The following is a 15,946-nucleotide window of genomic DNA, read 5'->3' on the forward strand; positions in this document are numbered from 1 at the left end:
TGCGCCGACGACGTGGTCGGAGAACGCGATGTACGGTTGCACAGGTGAGACGCTCTTGAACGCTTCTAATTATGTCGCGTCGATCGGGGCTGGCAAGCGGTAATTCTACGGTCTGGACTCTTCCGCTCGCGTCACGACGGCACGGCGCGACGCGACATGACGACGCGGTCGGTGCGCTGACGCAGACCATCGTGCGGCCGAGAGTGCCGTGCCGGCGCGCAAACGGGCGGCGGGGATGCGGAGCACCGTCCCGCCGCGCGTCACCACGTCGCGCATCGGCGCATTCTTCCACGACCGGTCGATGAGCCTGTCGGTCGTGATCCGGCCGCTCCGATCAGGATCGATCCGGCCGTACGCGTGTCGTGGCGATCAGGTCCCGGACAGCGCCGTCTCGCGCGGGACCGCCGCGTCGCCGACGGCGACGACGGAGAGCGAGCGTTCCTCGCCGCCGGGCGTCCGCCAGGCGATCGACTGCCCGGTCGACAGGCCGACCAGCGCGGCGCCGATCGGCGTCAGCACCGAGATGCGGCCCGCCGTCACGTCGGCCTGCTCGGGATAGACCAGCATCACATGGCGCGTGCGGCCCGTGGACGCGTCGCGGAACGCGACCCACGATCCCATGGCGACGAAGTCGCTCGCGTTGTCGTCGGGCGGCAGCACCCGCGCGCGGTCCACCTCGCGGGCCAGATAGTCGGCGGTGTCGGGAACGCGGGACAGGTTGGCCTGGGCCAGTTGCTCCAGCCTCTCGCGGTCGGCCGGTCGCAGCGCAATGGGGGGAAGGACATGGGAATCGCTCATGAGTCTTGCTCCTGGTGTTCTGATGGACGAGTGTTCTGGGGAACGAGGGCGCGTGGCTTGCGGCCGATGCGGCCGAAACCGACGACGGATGCGCGGCAGCGCTACGCTGCTGCGGCATCACGGCGCGAGGCTGGATCGGTTTTCAGCGGGTCGGGATCGGGATCGAACGCTCGATGACGAACAGCGACATCACACCCGGACGGGCGCGCACGCGGCCGTCCGGGTCAGCTGCCTGTTCGCAGGCGACCGGCGCGATCCTGTCGACGCTGTGCGTTCGTACCCATCCCCCGAAGCTAGTGCGGTGCCTCGGTTTGTCAACGCCGGCGTCGGCGAATGGCTGCACGGCACCGCGCGACTTTTTCGCGCGCGGAGCATTCTACCGCTGATGCACGTAGGTGCCGGGAGCGTCGGCGAGCGGCACGTAGCCGCGGGCCGGTGCGCCCGTCGCGGGCGGGGCGACGCGCTCGGGAGACGAGTGCGCCGCGAGCCAGGCGGTCCAGTCGATCCACCAGGAGCCGGGCTTGCTCGCCGTCGCGGCGACCCACTCGTCCGGGCTGACGCAGCAGTCCTCGGCCTGCTTGCACGCGATCCGGAAGTGACGGTGCGGCCGGTCCGGCTCGCTGACGATGCCGGCATTGTGGCCGCCGCTGGTCAGCACGAAGGTGACGTCGGTGTCGGAGAGCTGATGGATCTTGTAGACCGAGCGCCACGGCGCCACGTGGTCGCGCTCGGTCGCCACGACGAAGATCGGCGCGCGGATGTTCTGCACCACGGCCGGCCGACCCTCGACCATGAAGCGTCCGGCGGCGAGCTCGTTGTCGAGATAGAGGCGCTTCAGGTATTCGGCGTGCATGCGATAGGGCATGCGGGTCGAGTCGGCGTTCCACGCCATCAGGTCGTTCATGGCGGAGCGCTCGCCCATCAGATAGTCGTGGATGTGGCGCGACCAGACGAGATCGTTGGTGCGCAGCATCTGGAAGGCGCCCGCCATCTGATCGGCCGAGAGATAACCGCGGTTCCACATCATGCTCTCGAGCACGTTGAGCTGGCTGTGGTCGATGAACAGCGCCAGCTCGCCGGGCTCGGAGAAATCCATCTGGGCGGCCAGCAGCGTCACCGAGGCGAGCCGCGTGTCGCCGGCGCGCGCCATCGCGGCCGCCGCGATGGCGAGCAGCGTCCCGCCGAGGCAGTAGCCGGCGCCGTGCACCTTCCGTCCCGGCAGGATCGCCGAGATCGCGTCGAGCGCCGCCATCGGGCCGAGCCGCCGATAGTCGTCGAAGGCGACGTCGCGGTGCTCGGCGCCGGGATTGCGCCACGAGATGCAGAACACGGTGTGGCCGCGCGAGACCAGATAACGCACCAGCGAGTTCTTCGGCGACAGGTCGAGGATGTAGTACTTCATGATCCAGGCCGGCACGATCAGGATCGGCTCGGCCAGCACCGTGTCGGTCGCCGGCGCGTACTGGATCAGCTCGATCAGCGCGTTGCGATAGACCACGCGGCCCGGCGTCACCGCCACGTCGCGCCCGACGACGAAGCGTTCGGTTCCGGCCGGCGGACGGCCGGTGGCGATCCGGCTCAGATCCTCGCTCCAGTTCTGGAACCCGTGGATCAGATTGGTGCCGAAGCTCTCGCGCGTCTTGTCGATCACCTCCGGATTCATGAACGGGATGTTGGAGGGCGACAGCATGTCGAGGATCTGCCGCACCGAGAAGGCGACCACCTCCTGGTGATGCGGCGCGACGCCGGGCACGTCGTGAGTGAGGTCGTGCCAGAACTGCTCCTGCATCAGGAACCACTCGGCCCACAGCCGGTAGGGCTCGACCGACCAGGCCTCGGCCGCGAACCGGGTGTCGCCGGGCGCCGCCGGGATGTGGGGCGGTGCGTCGCGGCCGATCGCGGCGGCGGCGTACTGGGCGCCGAAGCGGGCGGCCCGCTGGACGGCGGCCGCGGCGATCTCCATGCATCTGCCCTGGGCGGACGCGAGATGCAGGCCCCAGTCGAGGAAGGCGAGCTTCAGCGCGATCGGCGACATGCCGCCCGTCGCCTGCGCCCACAGCGCGACGCGGGTGCGGTCGAGCGCGCGGAACGCCTCGAAGCCGGTGCCGTCGTCGTACGGCACGGGGGAGGTCTGCCCGCTCTGCGGGCCCTGGTCGCGGTCCATGAAGACGCCCTCTCGCTGTCCGGGGCGCAATTGGGCCGCGCCGCGGGCGGCACGCATGGCATAGGCCTTCATAGACGCCCGCGGCCGCGGTGCATCATTGACCTGCGACAAGAATTGTTTCGGGGCGCGCCGGCGGCGGCCGGCACGGACCGGCCGCTCCCCGACCTCGCCGCGTCCGCGCGGCTACGCCGGGGTCGTCTCGGCGGCCGTGCGGAACGCCGCGATCACGGCGTCGGCGAAGGCGTCGGTGCCGAGCGTGCCGCCGAGATCGCGCGTGCGGGTCGCCGGGTCGGCAATGGCCGCCTCGGTCGCCTGCTCGATGCGGGCCGCCGCCTCGACGAGCTTGGCATTGCCGTCCCGGCGGCCGCGCCAGTCGAGCAGCATGGCGGCCGAGAGGATCAGCGACACCGGATTGGCGATTCCCTTACCGGCGATGTCGGGCGCCGAGCCGTGCTGCGCCTGGGCGACGCAGGCGGCGTCGCCCGCATTGATCGAGCCGGCGAGCCCGAGGCTGCCGGACAGCTCCGCCGCCTCGTCGGACAGGATGTCGCCGAACATGTTGGTGGTGACGATCACGTCGAAGCGGTCCGGCGAGCGCACCAGCAGCGCCGCGGCGGCGTCGACGATCACCTCGTCGAGCGTCACGTCGGGGAACTCGGCCGCCACCTTGCGGACCTCGCGCAGGAAGAGACCGTCGCCGAGCTTCAGCACGTTCGCCTTGTGCACGGCCGTCACCTTCTTGCGGCGGCCGCGGGCGAGCGAGAAGGCGGCGCGGGCGACCCGGGCCGAACCCTTGGCCGTGACCTTGCGCACCGACAGCGCCATGTCGGGCTCCGGCATGAACTCGCCGCCGCCCGCGAACATGTTGCGGTCGGCGTAGAAGCCCTCGGTGTTCTCGCGCACGATCACCAGATCCATCGGCTTGCGCAGGATGGTGAGGCCGGGCCGCGAGCGCGACGGGCGGATGTTGGCGTAGAGCTCGAACGTCACGCGCAGCTCGCCGGACGGGTTGATGCCGCCCTCGGCGCGCGGCGGATAGTCGAGATGCGACACCGGGCCGAGGATCACGCCGTCCGCCGTTCCGACCCGGGCCAGCACGTCCTTGGTGATCGTCGTGCCGTGCTGCTTCAGCGACGTGAAGCCGATGTCGCGGCTCTCGAAGCGCAGGCCGAGCGAAAGCGCGCGATCGGCGGCCTCCAGCACCTTCAGAGTCGCGGCCGTGATCTCGGGGCCGATGCCGTCGCCCGGCAGAACAAGAATGTCCATCGTGATGGGTCTCTGTCAGATGAAAATGCCGCCGCGCCCTCGCGACGCGGTGGCGGCGCGGTTCTAGTCGACGGAGACGCCCGTCTCCTTGATGAGCGCGCGGTAGACGCCGCTCTGCTGCTTCACGAAGGCCGTGAACTCCTCCACCGACATCGGATTGACGTCGGCACCGGCGTCCACCAGCGTCTTTCTCACGTCCGGCTGGGCCAGCACCGCGTTGATCTCGGTGTTGAGCTTGGTGACGATCTCCTTCGGGGTGCCGCGCGGCACGAAGAAGCCCTGCCACAGCGTCAGGTCGAACTCCGTGATGCCGGTCAGCTCGGCGACGGTCGGCACGTCGGGCGCGCCGGTGGCGCGCTTCTTCGAGGAGACGCCCAGCACCTTCAGGGCGCCGGACTTCACGTGCGGCATCACGGCCGGGAAGCCGGAGAAGTAGAGATCCACGTGGCCGCCGAGCAGATCGTTGAGCGCCGGACCGGCGCCCTTGTAGGGCACGTGCACCAGGTTGGTCTTGCTGCGCGCCCTGAGGAGCTCGCCGGCGAAATGGCCGGGCGTGCCGGCGCCGGCGGAGGCGAAGGACAGGCCGTTCGGCCGCGACTTCGCGGTGTCGAGCAGCTCCTTCAGCGTCGTGTAGGGCGCGTTGGGCGGGATCGCCAGCGCCAGCGTGACGTCGGTGCCGAGCGCCACCGGCATCAGCTCGGTCTCCGGATCGTAGCCGATGTTCTTGAGCAGATGCTGGTTGATGGCGATCTCGGCGCTCTGGCCGACCAGGATGGTGTGGCCGTCCGGCGTCGATCGCGCGACCGCCTGCGCCGCGATGCCGCCCGAGCCGCCGGGCCGGTTCTCCACCACGATGTTCTGGCCGAGCTTCGGCGCCAGCTTGGCGGCGATCAGCCGGGCCACCACGTCGCCGGTGCCGCCGGCCGCGTAGCCCACCACCATGGTGACGGTGTGGGTCGGATAGGTCTGGGCCGGAGCCGTGGCGGTCGTCGCGGCGAGGGCGAGTGCGGCCAGTCCGGACCGCATGACGAAGGCGTGCATGGGCGTGTCCTCTTTGAGTGTTCTTGGTCTCGATGTGCGCGCCGAGTGGGCGAGCGGCCCGTGCCGGAGCAGGGGCGGTCTCAGAAGCGGAACAGGCGGACGGGATTGTCGACCAGGATCCTCCGGTGGACGGCGTCGTCATGGGTCCACGACGCGAGCAGCGCCAGCGCGCCGGCGTCGTCGATGGTGCGGAACGGCTCGATGTCGGTCGGCGAACGCGCGGCGCGTCCGGCGCCGCCGCCGGTGTGCGGCCAGTCCGACGCCCAGACGAGATGGTCGGGATTGGCCGCGATCAGGGCGTGCGCGATCGCTGCGAGGCTCGGATAGTCGGGCGCGTCGCGGGCTGCCCGATAGGCCGCCGAGAGCTTCACCCAGGCGCGCCCGGCGTCGAGCAGGCGCAGCACCGCAGAAAAGCCCGGCTGCGCCGGGCCGGCCTCGGCCTGCGCGCCGGCGAAATGGTCGAGCACCACCGGCACGGGAGACGCTGCGATCGTCTCCTCCAGCGCCGCCACCAGGGCCAGCTCGGTGTAGATCTGCACCGCCATGTCGAACGGCGCGACACGCCGCACCGTGCGGGCCACCGCATCGACCGCGGCTTTCTCCCGGTCCTCGCCGCGGGTGTGGAGATTGACGCGCACGCCGGTGACGCCGGCCCGCGCCAGCTCGCGCAACCCGTCGTCCGTCACGCGGTCCGGATCGATCACGGCGACGCCACGCGCCGTCGCCGGGCCGAGGGCCTGCAGCGCGTCGACCAGGGCGCGATTGTCGTCGCCGTAGACGCTCGGCTGCACCAGCACGGCGCGGGTCAGGCTCAGCCCGCGCAGGAACGCCGTGAGATCCGCGACCGTAGCCGGGCCGGGCGTATAGGTGCGCTCCGCCGCGAACGGCCGGCGCGGATCGAAGACGTGGACGTGGCAGTCGACGGCACCGTCCGGGATGCGCCGCACCGACCGTGCGGCGGTCGCGCGGTCGGCCAAGCCGGCCGTCGCACCGGCACCGTCGTCGTGCGCAAAAACGCGTTCGTCCTGGCGGTCGATCATGGGCCTCCCGAGAGTCTTGTTCTGGTTGTTGCGCGGAGCCTAGCGACGGCTATGGTACTTTGCAATCACGAAGTACCAGATCGACGAGAGACGAGCCTGAATGGAAACGACCCCCTTGCCGCAGAAGCTGGCCGTGCAGATCGGCGACCTCATCCGGGCCGGCGGAGCGGCGGCCGGCACGCGCCTGCCGGAGCGCAAGCTCGCCGAGCAGCTCCGGGTGTCGCGCTCGCCGGTGCGGCGGGCGTTGCGCATCCTCGCGGGGCAGGGGGTGGTGGGCGCCACCGCGGGCGGCGGCTTCGTCGTGCTGGCGCCCGAAGCGATCCCGGGCGTCGCCGGACCGCCGGCGGCCGAGGACGACGCGCCCTATCTGCGCATCGCTGCCGACCGGCTCGACGGGCTGCTGCCGGACCGGGTGACCGAGACGGCGCTGATGCGCCGCTACGACCTCACCCGCCCGCGCCTCGGTGCGATCCTGCGCCGCATCGCCGCCGAGGGCTGGATCGAGCGCCTGCCGGGTCACGGCTGGGCGTTCCTGCCGGTGCTGACCTCGCTGCAGGCCTATGCGGACAGCTACCGCTTCCGCCTGGTCATCGAGCCCGCCGCGATCCTGGAGCCCGGCTTCGTGCTGGATCGCGCCGCCGTCGCGGCGTGTCGGGCCGAGCAGCAGGCGCTGGTCGACGGCGAGATCAGGCGGGTCTCGACCGCCGCGCTGTTCGACCTCAACAGCCGTTTCCACGAGGTCGTCATCGCCTGCAGCGGCAACACCTTCTTCGTCGACGGCCTGCGCCGCATCGACCGCCTGCGCCGGCTGATCGAGTACCGGCAGAGCCTCGACCGCGACCGCGCCGTCGTACGTTGCCGCGAGCATGTCCGGCTCGCCGACCTCCTGCTCGCCGGCCGCCGCGACGAGGCGTCCGCCTTCATGCGCGAGCACCTCGCCTCGGTCGGCGTCGAGAAGATTCTGGAGAAGCCGGAGTCGCGCCCGCGTCCGTAGCGCCGCGCGGCGGGCGCAGGCGTCGCGTCGTCAGTGCTGCTGGGCGATCTGGACGAGGTTGCCGCAGGTGTCGTCGAACACCGCGATGGTGACGGGCCCCATGGTGACGGGCGCCTGGGTGAAGCGCACGCCGAGCTTCACCAGCCGCTTGTGCTCCGCCCGCACGTCGTCGACCGCGAAGGAGGTGCACGGGATGCCGTCGCGCACCAGCGCCGCCTTGAACGGCTTCGCGGCCGGATGTGCGTCGGGCTCCAGCAGGAGCTGCACGCCGTCCGGATCGTCCTCCGACACCAGGGTGAGCCAGCGGTGCTCGCCCATCGGCACGTCGGCCTTGGGCAGGAAGCCCAGCACGTCGGTGTAGAAGCGCTGCGCCTTCTCCTGGTCGTCCACCAGCACGCTGGTCAGCACGATCCTCATGCGACGTGTCTCCTTGTTGGTTTCGCGACGGTCTCGCGGCGCGTGGTGTGGGAGGGGCCGGGCGCGCCGGGGCGCGGGCGCTACAGCGCCCGAACGGGCCGCGCCGACGAAACTCACGCTGTCGGGAGCCGGTGGGCGCGCGTCGCGTCGGCCACCTTACGACGAAGACGGCACCGCCGTCCCCTCAATTCGGCCGCATCATCAGCTTGCCGCCGCGCACTTCCCAGCTTTCCAGGCGGTCCAGGAAGCTCATGCCGAGCAGGCTCACCTTGAGCTGGCCGGGCGGGGCGATCAGGGCCGGGACGGAGCGTTCGACGATGCCGCCGACCGTGATGCGGTCGAGCGTCACCGCGGCGGCCTGGGCGCGGCCGTTCGCGGTGTCGACGTTGACGTTGTACTTGATGAAGTCGAGCGGCAGCCCGGCCGCCTTGGCGGCCTCGTGGGTCAGCACCACGGCGCTGGCGCCGGTGTCGAGCACCATGGCCACGGCGGCGCCGTTATTGCGATAAGGTCAGAGATAAGATACCAAGATGGTTGTTGCGTGTTCAATGTCGAAATTCTGAAACTAAAGGTGAGACTTGGCTGATTATGGCAGTGGGCGCCATGTTGCTCACCCGCTCTTGCGCGTCGTTGGTCCAGAAAATCCAGTTTATCATACATCCGCGCGAATGATGAGGGAAGCGCTATGGGGACTATCCATAATCCGGACCGGTTTATGGCGGATCTTCGACAGATATTGTCTCAAGGAAGGAAGCGTATTGGGTTGATGGTTGGGGCGGGAGCGCCGATGTCTATTAAGATAAATTTGCACGGCAAAATTGATGTTAACGGCGTTCCTTTGATACCCGGGGTTGATGAACTAACGAAACTGGTTATTACTGGTCTTAAAGATAAAAAAGAGCGCGATGCAGTTCAGGAGTTGTCTCGTTCGATTGGGCCTAGCGTAAATATCGAAAAAATTTTATCGCAAATTAGACTGTTGGAGCGTGCTCTAGGGAATGTAAATGTGCATGGATTGAACTCCAATGGATACTCCGCGCTCGGGAGGAATATTTGCGATCAGATCGGCGGCATTGTAGGGGCGCGTCTTCCGAAGGAGCGAAATGCCTATAATGATCTTGTTGCCTGGATCAGTGGTACTCTGAGAGTTCACGCTGTTGAAATCTTTTCGGCAAATTATGACCTCTTATTTGAGGAGGCATTTGAAAGCGCCCGTGCGCCTTACTTTGATGGTTCTACTGGAGGTGCGTCTCCTTTCTTTGATGCCGTTACCGTCGCGAGCGATGATCTTCCCCCAAGGTGGTCTCGGCTGTGGAAGTTGCACGGTTCTATCGGCTGGGCTCTGGAAAGAGACCGCATCGTAAGGGGGGGCGGCCGGAATTCCACTCACTTGATATTTCCAGATCACTTAAAATACGATTTAACGCAGAAGCAGCCTTACTCAGCGCTTTTTGAGCGATTACGTCAGTTTCTGTTAAATCCAGACACTCTGCTGCTTGCAACCGGTTTTTCGTTTCGGGATGCGCATATTAGCGCCGTCATTGAAGAGGCGCTGGCGATGAACTCCAATGCTGCGGCTATTGCGTTTCAGTACAGTGACTTGGACCGAGAAGAAGCGGCTTGTACTATTGCATCCGATCGTCCCAATCTTAGTGTTTATGCAGCGGATGGAGCAGTCATAAACGGTGTCGTGGGCAAATGGAGGCCGGGAGAGACTAATAAAAATTGGGCAGATATTCGGCCGACATTTTGGGCGCCTCGAGAAGTGAACGCCGATCCATGTTTTCTTCTCGGCGATTTTTGTCGGTTTACAAATTTTTGTGCGCTGTCGCAGGCTGAAAAGGTCGACCGAGTCAAATTGGACTCGCCCCAGAGAGAGGGGTCCCCGGAGATTATCGATGACTAGCATCCTTAGTGATCCGACATATCTTGGAGTGGTGGCCGCTGTTACGGGAGCATCTGTGACTGTTAAATTGGCTGATTCAGTTTCTTCGGGGTTAGCGATAATTGGAGGTCATACGTATAGAGTTGGACAGGTAGGCAGCTTTGTTCGCGTTCCTCAAGGATATCAAGATCTTTTTGGAGTTGTTTCTGAGGTTGGAGCTGATGCGGCACCTGAAGCTCAGGTTGATAGTAAATCGACTAGGTGGATGCGAGTTGAGCTCGCCGGAGAAGCGATTGGGTCGCATTTTGAGCGGGGGTTGAGTCAGCACCCAAATATCAATGATACAGTGCACATAGTCACGGAAGATGATCTAAGCAGGATATATGGTGAAAATGGAAATGGAGAAGTGCCCATTGGAAGTCTCTCCAGCGCTGAGAATATCACTGTAAAGGTGTCTCTCGATGCTCTGGTGACCCGCCATTCAGCTATTCTCGGTTCAACCGGTTCCGGAAAGTCGACAACCGTTGCGAGCATTATTCGATCTATGGTGGCCCCAACTGATCAACAAGTGGGCTCCCCCGGAGCCAGAATTTTGCTTTTAGATGTTCACGGAGAGTATTGCTCCGCGCTGGCAGATCTGGCGAGAGTATATAGCACTGCGCCGCAATCGGAGGAGCATGCGCTTGTGGTGCCATTCTGGGCTTTAGAGGCTGGTGAAATACTTGAATTTATTGCTGGGAATTTGTCTGAAAACCATAGCATTGCATTTCTTGACAAGATTCAAGAGTTAAAGGAGGAGAACGTCAGAAAGCGAGGTTTTCCAGGGCTGGATCCGAATTCTCTGACCGTCGACAGTCCTGTCCCGTTTAGCTTAAAAAGATTATGGTATGAACTGATCGATTTTGAACTCACAACATTTGTTGGCCCTCAACGCAACGTTCCCGCGCGGGAGGCGGAAGGGGATGCAAACGCTCTGAGTCCTCCTCGATATACACCGCATTCGATGGGTAATGCTGGTCCTTATTTAAATACCGCCGCGAAGGGCATTAAGAGGCAATTAAATCTGGTTCGTTCCCGCTTGCTGGATAAGAGATACGACTTCATTCTTCATCCTGGTGTCTACGAGCCTGATGTTGATGGAGGGACTGGCGGAGATTTAGATTGTTTACTGGAAGGGTGGCTGGGTCACGATCGCCCGATAACGATTTTGGATTTATCTGGCGTACCGAGTGCCGTGTTGGAGAGGCTCATCGGGTCGATTTTGAGAATTATGTACGAAGCACTTTATTGGAGTCGAGAAAAGACAGAGGGTGGAGTGCTGCGGCCGCTGCTTGTTGTAATGGAGGAGGCGCATCGTTATCTGAACGACTCTGGCAGTAACGTTGCTCTTGATATGGTAAAGAGAATAGCCAAGGAGGGGCGCAAGTATGGGGTGGGAGCAATGATTGTTTCTCAAAGGCCTGCTGAGATAAATGAAACTGTTCTTTCTCAGTGCGGCACTGTGATGGCGTTAAGGCTCTCCAACCCAGTAGATCGGGCTCGTGTCAAAGGGGCGCTGCCGGACAACCTGTCTGGCTTGATGGATTTGCTGCCGGTGCTTCGGACTGGTGAAGCCGTGATCACTGGAGAAGCAGCGAGGCTGCCTGTGAGGTGTCGGGTAAAGCTTCCGCGAGAAGAGCATCAGCCGCGTAGCAGGGATCCTCGGGTTAAAGAATCATGGAGCGTTAGGCGGAAATCTGAAAACTATGGTAGAGTTGTCGCATCGTGGCGCGCTCAGAAGACCACGGCAGTCTCGGTCCCGTTGGAAATAAAACGAGAGTCAGTCCCTCCGGAGGAGGCTTGAGTAATGATTGACAGGGAATCAGTATCCTCAACTAACGTGGCTTCGATTGGGTATGACAATGCTACGGAAACACTTGAAGTCGAATTTCTGAATGGCGGCATTTATCAATACTACAATGTAAGTGGTGAGCTGTACGAACAGTTTCGTGCTGCGGGCTCTAAGGGGCAATTTCTCGCCAGATACATCAAAAATGCGTACCCATATTCGAGGGTCGGCTAATGTATAGGAGGGTTTGCGAGCAGCTCAGACGCTAAGCTGATTCAATTCGGCCGCATCATCAGCTTGCCGCCGCGCACTTCCCAGCTTTCCAGGCGGTCCAGGAAGCTCATGCCGAGCAGGCTCACCTTGAGCTGGCCGGGCGGGGCGATCAGGGCCGGGACGGAGCGTTCGACGATGCCGCCGACCGTGATGCGGTCGAGCGTCACCGCGGCGGCCTGGGCGCGGCCGTTCGCGGTGTCGACGTTGACGTTGTACTTGATGAAGTCGAGCGGCAGCCCGGCCGCCTTGGCGGCCTCGTGGGTCAGCACCACGGCGCTGGCGCCGGTGTCGAGCACCATGGCCACGGCGGCGCCGTTGACCTTGGTCGTGATCTTGAAGTCGCCGGCCTGGGCGCGGGCGATCTCGACCACCTTGCCGCGGCTGGCGGCGCGGCCCGGGACGAGCTCGGCCATCATCCGGTCGGCCGCCTCCTTGATGTCGTAGCGGTAGGTGTAGCCCGCCACCAGAGCGAGCGCGATCACGGCCCAGATCAGCGCCCATTGCACGGCCTGGGCGAAGCGGTCGCGGAACAGGGTCAGCACGGCGCCGCTCAGCATGGCGATGAAGCCGAGCTTGACCAGCAGGGAGGCGATGTCGCCGTCCGACAGCCCGGTCTGCCCGGACCGCTGCGCCAGCAGCAGCGCGAGGCCCAGGAGGGCGGCCAGAAGAAGGAACCACACGGCGGAACGACGCATCGTCAACACGTCCAGAGCACCTCGATTCGTCCCGGACGGGACCCCGGACCATAGTCCGGCCCCTCGGGAAAACAACCACGGCCGCCCCAGTCCGGGCGCGGCATTTCGTCGAAACCCGGCCGGCTCAGCCCTCCATCTTGAACAGGCGGAGGCGCTTGCGCAGCGACATCGCCCCGTCGTGCCCGGACAGCAAGGGCGGCGGCGTGTCGGACGGCACCGTCGGTCCCGGCTCCGGGATCGGCTCCAGCGCCGTCATCACCCGCTCGGGCGGGAACGTCACCACCACCTCGGTGCCCTCGCGCAGCTTGGAGCGCAGCGTGAACGTGCCGCCGTGCAGGTCGATGATGCTCTTGACGATCGGCAGCCCCAGTCCCGCCCCCTGCTCGGCCGACTTGATGGCGTTGGAGCCCTGGCCGAACGAGTCGAGCACGATCGGGATCTCGTCCTCCGGGATGCCCGAGCCGTTGTCGCGGACGCTGAGATACTGGCCGCCCGAATGGGTCCAGCCGACCTTCAGCCACACCTCGCCGCCCTGCGGCGTGAACTTGATGGCGTTGGAGAGGAGGTTGAGGCACACCTGCCGCACCGCCCGCTCGTCCGCCCACAGCTTCGGCATGTCGGGCTCGAAGCTCTCGTGGATGGCGATGCCGCGGTTCTTGGCGCGCATCTTCAGGAGGTGGTGACACTCCTCGACGGTCTGCGCCAGGCCGACCAGCTCCTCGTTGAGCTCGTAGCGTCCCGCCTCGATGCGCGACAGGTCGAGGATCTCGTTGATCAGGCCGAGCAGGTGGACGCCGGAATTGTGGATGTCGTTGGAGTAGTCCTTGTAGACGGCGACGTTGTGGGCGCCGAAGATCTCGTTCTTCATCACCTCGGAGAAGCCCAGGATGGCGTTGAGCGGGGTGCGCAGCTCGTGGCTCATCTGGGCCAGGAAGCGTGACTTCGCGATGTTGGCGCCCTCGGCGCGGCGGCGCGCCTCGTCGGACTTCGCCTTGGCCTGCTCGAGCTCGCCGATCAGCGCGTCCTTCTCGGCGCGCGCCTCCAACGTCGCGAGGTTGGACGAGTAGATGCGGAACGACAGCAGCGCGAAGTAGATCTGCGCGGTCAGTGCCATCGCCGCGAGGATCCAGCCCTGCACCGTGCCGGTGAGCACGAAGTTCAGGGCGACCGCGACCGTGACGGGCGTGGTGGCGGCCAGCACGGCGACCGGCAGGCTCGACGCCAGCATGCTGACGATGGCGACCACCAGCAGCATCACGAACAGGTTGAAGGTCGCGGCGCTCTCGTGGAGGCCGACCGGATGGGTGAGCTGGAACATCCAGGCCAGCCCGAAGAACAGGTCGAGCATGATGAAGCGCAGCCGCCACGCCCGGCCGTTCACGGTGTTGGCGGGCTCGGCCAGGAACTTGCGGCACTTCACCACGATGACGAGGTGGATCACCAGCATGGCCGCGGTCCAGGCGCCGGCCGCCAGCGGATCGCTCCACACGCCCGAGAGGAAGCCGATCGAGACGATCAGCATCAGGATCACCAGCGAGCCCGACAGCCGGTTCTGGGCGTATTGCCGCAAGAGCTCGGCGTCGAAGGCGGGCCGCGTGCCGGTCGTCGAGGTCAGCCGGTCCCGCGCCTCTCGCACCCGCTGGGCCGCGAGCCGGCGACGTACGACCTCGGTCCTGTCGGCCGGGGTCGTTGCAGGCGGATCGGGGATGTCGATGGGCATGCGGACTGCTGTGCTCGGCGTTCTCCCCAAATCTCCGGCAAAATCCTTAAATTCAGCCTTAGGCGCTCGTTAGGCCTGATGGCGAAATCGCGGTGAGATCTCGGTTTTTCGGTCGCGTTCCACCGCGGAGGGGGAAAAACCTGCCGGTCTCCGGCCGTCATGGTTAAAATTCCGTTGCGCCCGGCCCCTGCTCTGCGCAATAGCCGTAAATCGGCTGGAATGTCGCGGCAGCGTCACAGAACGCGGGCCGCAACGGCCGCAGTGCGGGGACAATCATGCTCAGGCGTTTCGTGGCGTTCTGCGCCGCCCTCGTGATGATCACGGGGGTGGGCGTGTCGGTGGCGGGCGCGCAGTCGCCGGCTCCGGCCCGGATCGGTTTCGTCGTCGGCAACGCGGCCTATCAGACGTCGCCGCTGCCGACCGCGCTGAACGACGCCGGCCTCGTCGCCGAGGCGCTGCGCTCGGTCGGTTTCGAGATCGTCGAGGGTGCCAATCTCGGCGCCTCCGATCTGGTCCGCTCGTTCCGCGAATATCTCGCCAAGCTGGAGGCGGCCGGACCCGACGCGGTCGGCTTCGTCTACATCTCGGGCTACGGCTTCGCGTTCGAGGGCGAGAACTATCTGGCCGGCACCGATGCGCGGCTGGAGCGCGAGAGCGACGTGCCGCTGGAGGCGGTGCGCCTCTCCGACCTGCTGCGTCCGCTCGCCGGCTCGCCCGCCCGCAGCAAGATCCTGGTGCTCGACGCGTCGCGAAAGCTGCCGTTCCGGATCGCCGAGCAGGGGCTTCCGCCCGGCCTCGCCGCCGTCGAGGCGCCACCCGGCATGCTGATCGGCTTCGCGGCGGGTCCGGGGCAGATCGTCCCGGACATCGCCGACCCGAATGCCGGGCAGGGGGCCTACGGCGCCTACGCCACCGCGATCGCCGAGATGGTGCGGGCCGCCGGCCTCGACATGCCCGAGGTGTTCACCCGCATCCGCGCCCGCACCCACCAGATCACCGAGGGCCGCCAGACGCCGTGGGACGTCTCGGCGCTGACCCAGCCGGTCGTGCTGGTGCCGGCCGACGCCGCGGCGGAGGCGCCGGCCCCGGCCCTCGCGGTCGGGTCGACCCGGGTGCGGCGGCCGCTGCGCGACGTGTCGGCCGAGGAGGCCTATGCGATCGCGGTCGAGCGCGACGAGCTGCCCGGCTATGTCGAGTTCGTCGAGGCCTATCCGCAGAGCCCCTACGCCAGGCGGGTATGGGCGACCATCCGGGCGCGTCGCGAAGCGCTGGCCTGGATGCGGGCCGTCGAGCTGAACTCGCCGGACGCCTACTGGACCTATCTGCGCCGCTACCCGAACGGCATCTATGCCCGCGACGCCCAGCGCCGCCTCGCCCGCCTGTCGGCGCCCTACGAGCCGCCGCAGAGCTTCGCGCCGGTCGAGTTCGCCGACGTGCCGCCGCCGCTGGCGGACGAGCCGGTCGCGTTCTTCTACGACGACTATCCGCCGGCGCCGCCGCCGCCGATCTTCCTGATCGCGCCGCGGCCGCGCTACTGGGTCGACCTGCCGCCACCGCCGCCGCCCGTCGTCTACGGGTTGCTGCCGCCGGTGCGCGTGTTCCCGGTCATCCCGCGGGTGCAGCCGGGCGTCCGCATTCCGGTGGTGCTGCCGGGCCGGCCGCTGCCGCCCGGACCCGGGCCGGTGATCCGGCCGGGCATCCCCGGTCCCGGCCCAGGCGGCCCGTTCGTGCGTCCCGGCGCACCGGGCGGTCCCGGAGGTCCTGGCGGTCCCGTGATCGGACCCGGCCGGCCGATCGTCGGTCCCGGCGGCCCGGGAGGGCCGGG

General features: G+C 66.1%; 13 protein-coding genes and 1 pseudogene. 5 read left to right on the forward strand and 9 right to left on the reverse strand.

The window, feature by feature from the left end; genetic code table 11:
* Positions 1-369: 369 nt before the first annotated feature.
* From rnk to CH341_RS09770, 5 genes are all read right to left on the reverse strand, one after another.
* On the reverse strand, positions 370-798 hold the full coding sequence (gene rnk / locus CH341_RS09750; RefSeq protein WP_111418843.1) for a nucleoside diphosphate kinase regulator: 429 nt from the start codon (positions 796-798) through the stop codon (positions 370-372).
* A 376-nt stretch (positions 799-1,174) separates the two neighbouring features.
* Positions 1,175-2,962 (reverse strand): PHA/PHB synthase family protein, encoded by a 1,788-nt coding sequence (locus CH341_RS09755; protein ID WP_111418844.1) that lies wholly within the window; start codon positions 2,960-2,962, stop codon positions 1,175-1,177.
* 183 nt (positions 2,963-3,145) lie between these two features.
* Positions 3,146-4,228, reverse strand: coding sequence for an isocitrate/isopropylmalate dehydrogenase family protein (locus CH341_RS09760; RefSeq protein WP_111418845.1), 1,083 nt, complete (start codon positions 4,226-4,228; stop codon positions 3,146-3,148).
* 63 nt (positions 4,229-4,291) lie between these two features.
* Entirely contained in the window at positions 4,292-5,269 is a 978-nt protein-coding gene (locus CH341_RS09765) for a Bug family tripartite tricarboxylate transporter substrate binding protein (RefSeq protein WP_111418846.1), read from the reverse strand.
* 80 nt (positions 5,270-5,349) lie between these two features.
* Positions 5,350-6,309, reverse strand: coding sequence for an amidohydrolase family protein (locus tag CH341_RS09770; RefSeq protein WP_111418847.1), 960 nt, complete (start codon positions 6,307-6,309; stop codon positions 5,350-5,352).
* 100 nt (positions 6,310-6,409) lie between these two features.
* On the opposite strand from CH341_RS09770, the gene CH341_RS09775 reads away from it, so the two are divergent.
* On the forward strand, positions 6,410-7,303 hold the full coding sequence (locus tag CH341_RS09775) for a GntR family transcriptional regulator (protein ID WP_111418848.1): 894 nt from the start codon (positions 6,410-6,412) through the stop codon (positions 7,301-7,303).
* Positions 7,304-7,333: 30 nt separating this feature from the next.
* Here CH341_RS09775 and CH341_RS09780 read toward each other — a convergent pair whose 3' ends face one another.
* Both CH341_RS09780 and CH341_RS09785 read right to left on the reverse strand, forming a co-directional pair.
* Positions 7,334-7,720 carry a VOC family protein gene (locus CH341_RS09780; RefSeq protein ID WP_111418849.1) on the reverse strand — a complete coding sequence of 129 codons (387 nt, stop codon included), beginning with the start codon at positions 7,718-7,720 and terminating at the stop codon, positions 7,334-7,336.
* Between the two features lie 184 nt (positions 7,721-7,904).
* Positions 7,905-8,219 (reverse strand): annotated as a pseudogene (locus tag CH341_RS09785) (TIGR02281 family clan AA aspartic protease); the annotation flags it as partial.
* A 216-nt stretch (positions 8,220-8,435) separates the two neighbouring features.
* On the opposite strand from CH341_RS09785, the gene CH341_RS09790 reads away from it, so the two are divergent.
* From CH341_RS09790 to CH341_RS09800, 3 genes are read left to right on the forward strand one after another with little or no spacing between them, the layout of a single operon-like run.
* A complete protein-coding gene (locus CH341_RS09790; RefSeq protein WP_245430969.1) occupies positions 8,436-9,626 on the forward strand; it encodes an SIR2 family NAD-dependent protein deacylase in 1,191 nt (396 codons plus the stop codon).
* Entirely contained in the window at positions 9,619-11,448 is a 1,830-nt protein-coding gene (locus CH341_RS09795; RefSeq protein WP_111418855.1) for an ATP-binding protein, read from the forward strand. The genes CH341_RS09790 and CH341_RS09795 overlap by 8 nt, the downstream gene beginning before the upstream one ends.
* Before the next feature lie 3 nt (positions 11,449-11,451).
* Positions 11,452-11,667, forward strand: a complete 216-nt coding sequence (locus tag CH341_RS09800; protein WP_245430970.1) for a KTSC domain-containing protein — start codon at positions 11,452-11,454, stop codon at positions 11,665-11,667.
* 41 nt (positions 11,668-11,708) lie between these two features.
* Here the strand turns inward: CH341_RS09800 and CH341_RS35790 are convergent, their stop codons facing one another.
* Together CH341_RS35790 and CH341_RS09810 are read right to left on the reverse strand one after the other, a co-directional pair.
* The gene (locus CH341_RS35790; protein WP_111418852.1) at positions 11,709-12,401 is read right to left on the reverse strand and encodes a TIGR02281 family clan AA aspartic protease; all 693 of its coding nucleotides are present in this window, start codon (positions 12,399-12,401) and stop codon (positions 11,709-11,711) included.
* A 124-nt stretch (positions 12,402-12,525) separates the two neighbouring features.
* Positions 12,526-14,121, reverse strand: coding sequence for a sensor histidine kinase (locus CH341_RS09810; RefSeq protein WP_111418853.1), 1,596 nt, complete (start codon positions 14,119-14,121; stop codon positions 12,526-12,528).
* A gap of 275 nt (positions 14,122-14,396) precedes the next feature.
* On the opposite strand from CH341_RS09810, the gene CH341_RS09815 reads away from it, so the two are divergent.
* Positions 14,397-15,946 (forward strand): caspase family protein (locus CH341_RS09815; protein ID WP_210208235.1); only part of this gene is annotated, 1,550 nt, incomplete at its 3' end.

Origin of the sequence: Rhodoplanes roseus, assembly GCF_003258865.1 — a bacterium.
Classification (GTDB): domain Bacteria; phylum Pseudomonadota; class Alphaproteobacteria; order Rhizobiales; family Xanthobacteraceae; genus Rhodoplanes; species Rhodoplanes roseus.

What these genes read in the sequence shown, in the direction of transcription:
- CH341_RS09775 (WP_111418848.1), top strand. Translation starts at nt 6,410, where the DNA reads ATGGAAACGACCCCCTTGCCGCAGAAGCTGGCCGTGCAGATCGGCGAC.
- CH341_RS09800 (WP_245430970.1), top strand. Translation starts at nt 11,452, where the DNA reads ATGATTGACAGGGAATCAGTATCCTCAACTAACGTGGCTTCGATTGGG.
- CH341_RS09795 (WP_111418855.1), top strand. Translation starts at nt 9,619, where the DNA reads ATGACTAGCATCCTTAGTGATCCGACATATCTTGGAGTGGTGGCCGCT.
- CH341_RS09760 (WP_111418845.1), bottom strand. Translation starts at nt 4,228, where the DNA reads ATGGACATTCTTGTTCTGCCGGGCGACGGCATCGGCCCCGAGATCACG.
- CH341_RS35790 (WP_111418852.1), bottom strand. Translation starts at nt 12,401, where the DNA reads ATGCGTCGTTCCGCCGTGTGGTTCCTTCTTCTGGCCGCCCTCCTGGGC.
- CH341_RS09765 (WP_111418846.1), bottom strand. Translation starts at nt 5,269, where the DNA reads ATGCACGCCTTCGTCATGCGGTCCGGACTGGCCGCACTCGCCCTCGCC.
- CH341_RS09780 (WP_111418849.1), bottom strand. Translation starts at nt 7,720, where the DNA reads ATGAGGATCGTGCTGACCAGCGTGCTGGTGGACGACCAGGAGAAGGCG.
- CH341_RS09755 (WP_111418844.1), bottom strand. Translation starts at nt 2,962, where the DNA reads ATGGACCGCGACCAGGGCCCGCAGAGCGGGCAGACCTCCCCCGTGCCG.
- CH341_RS09810 (WP_111418853.1), bottom strand. Translation starts at nt 14,121, where the DNA reads ATGCCCATCGACATCCCCGATCCGCCTGCAACGACCCCGGCCGACAGG.
- CH341_RS09790 (WP_245430969.1), top strand. Translation starts at nt 8,436, where the DNA reads ATGGCGGATCTTCGACAGATATTGTCTCAAGGAAGGAAGCGTATTGGG.
- CH341_RS09770 (WP_111418847.1), bottom strand. Translation starts at nt 6,309, where the DNA reads ATGATCGACCGCCAGGACGAACGCGTTTTTGCGCACGACGACGGTGCC.
- rnk (WP_111418843.1), bottom strand. Translation starts at nt 798, where the DNA reads ATGAGCGATTCCCATGTCCTTCCCCCCATTGCGCTGCGACCGGCCGAC.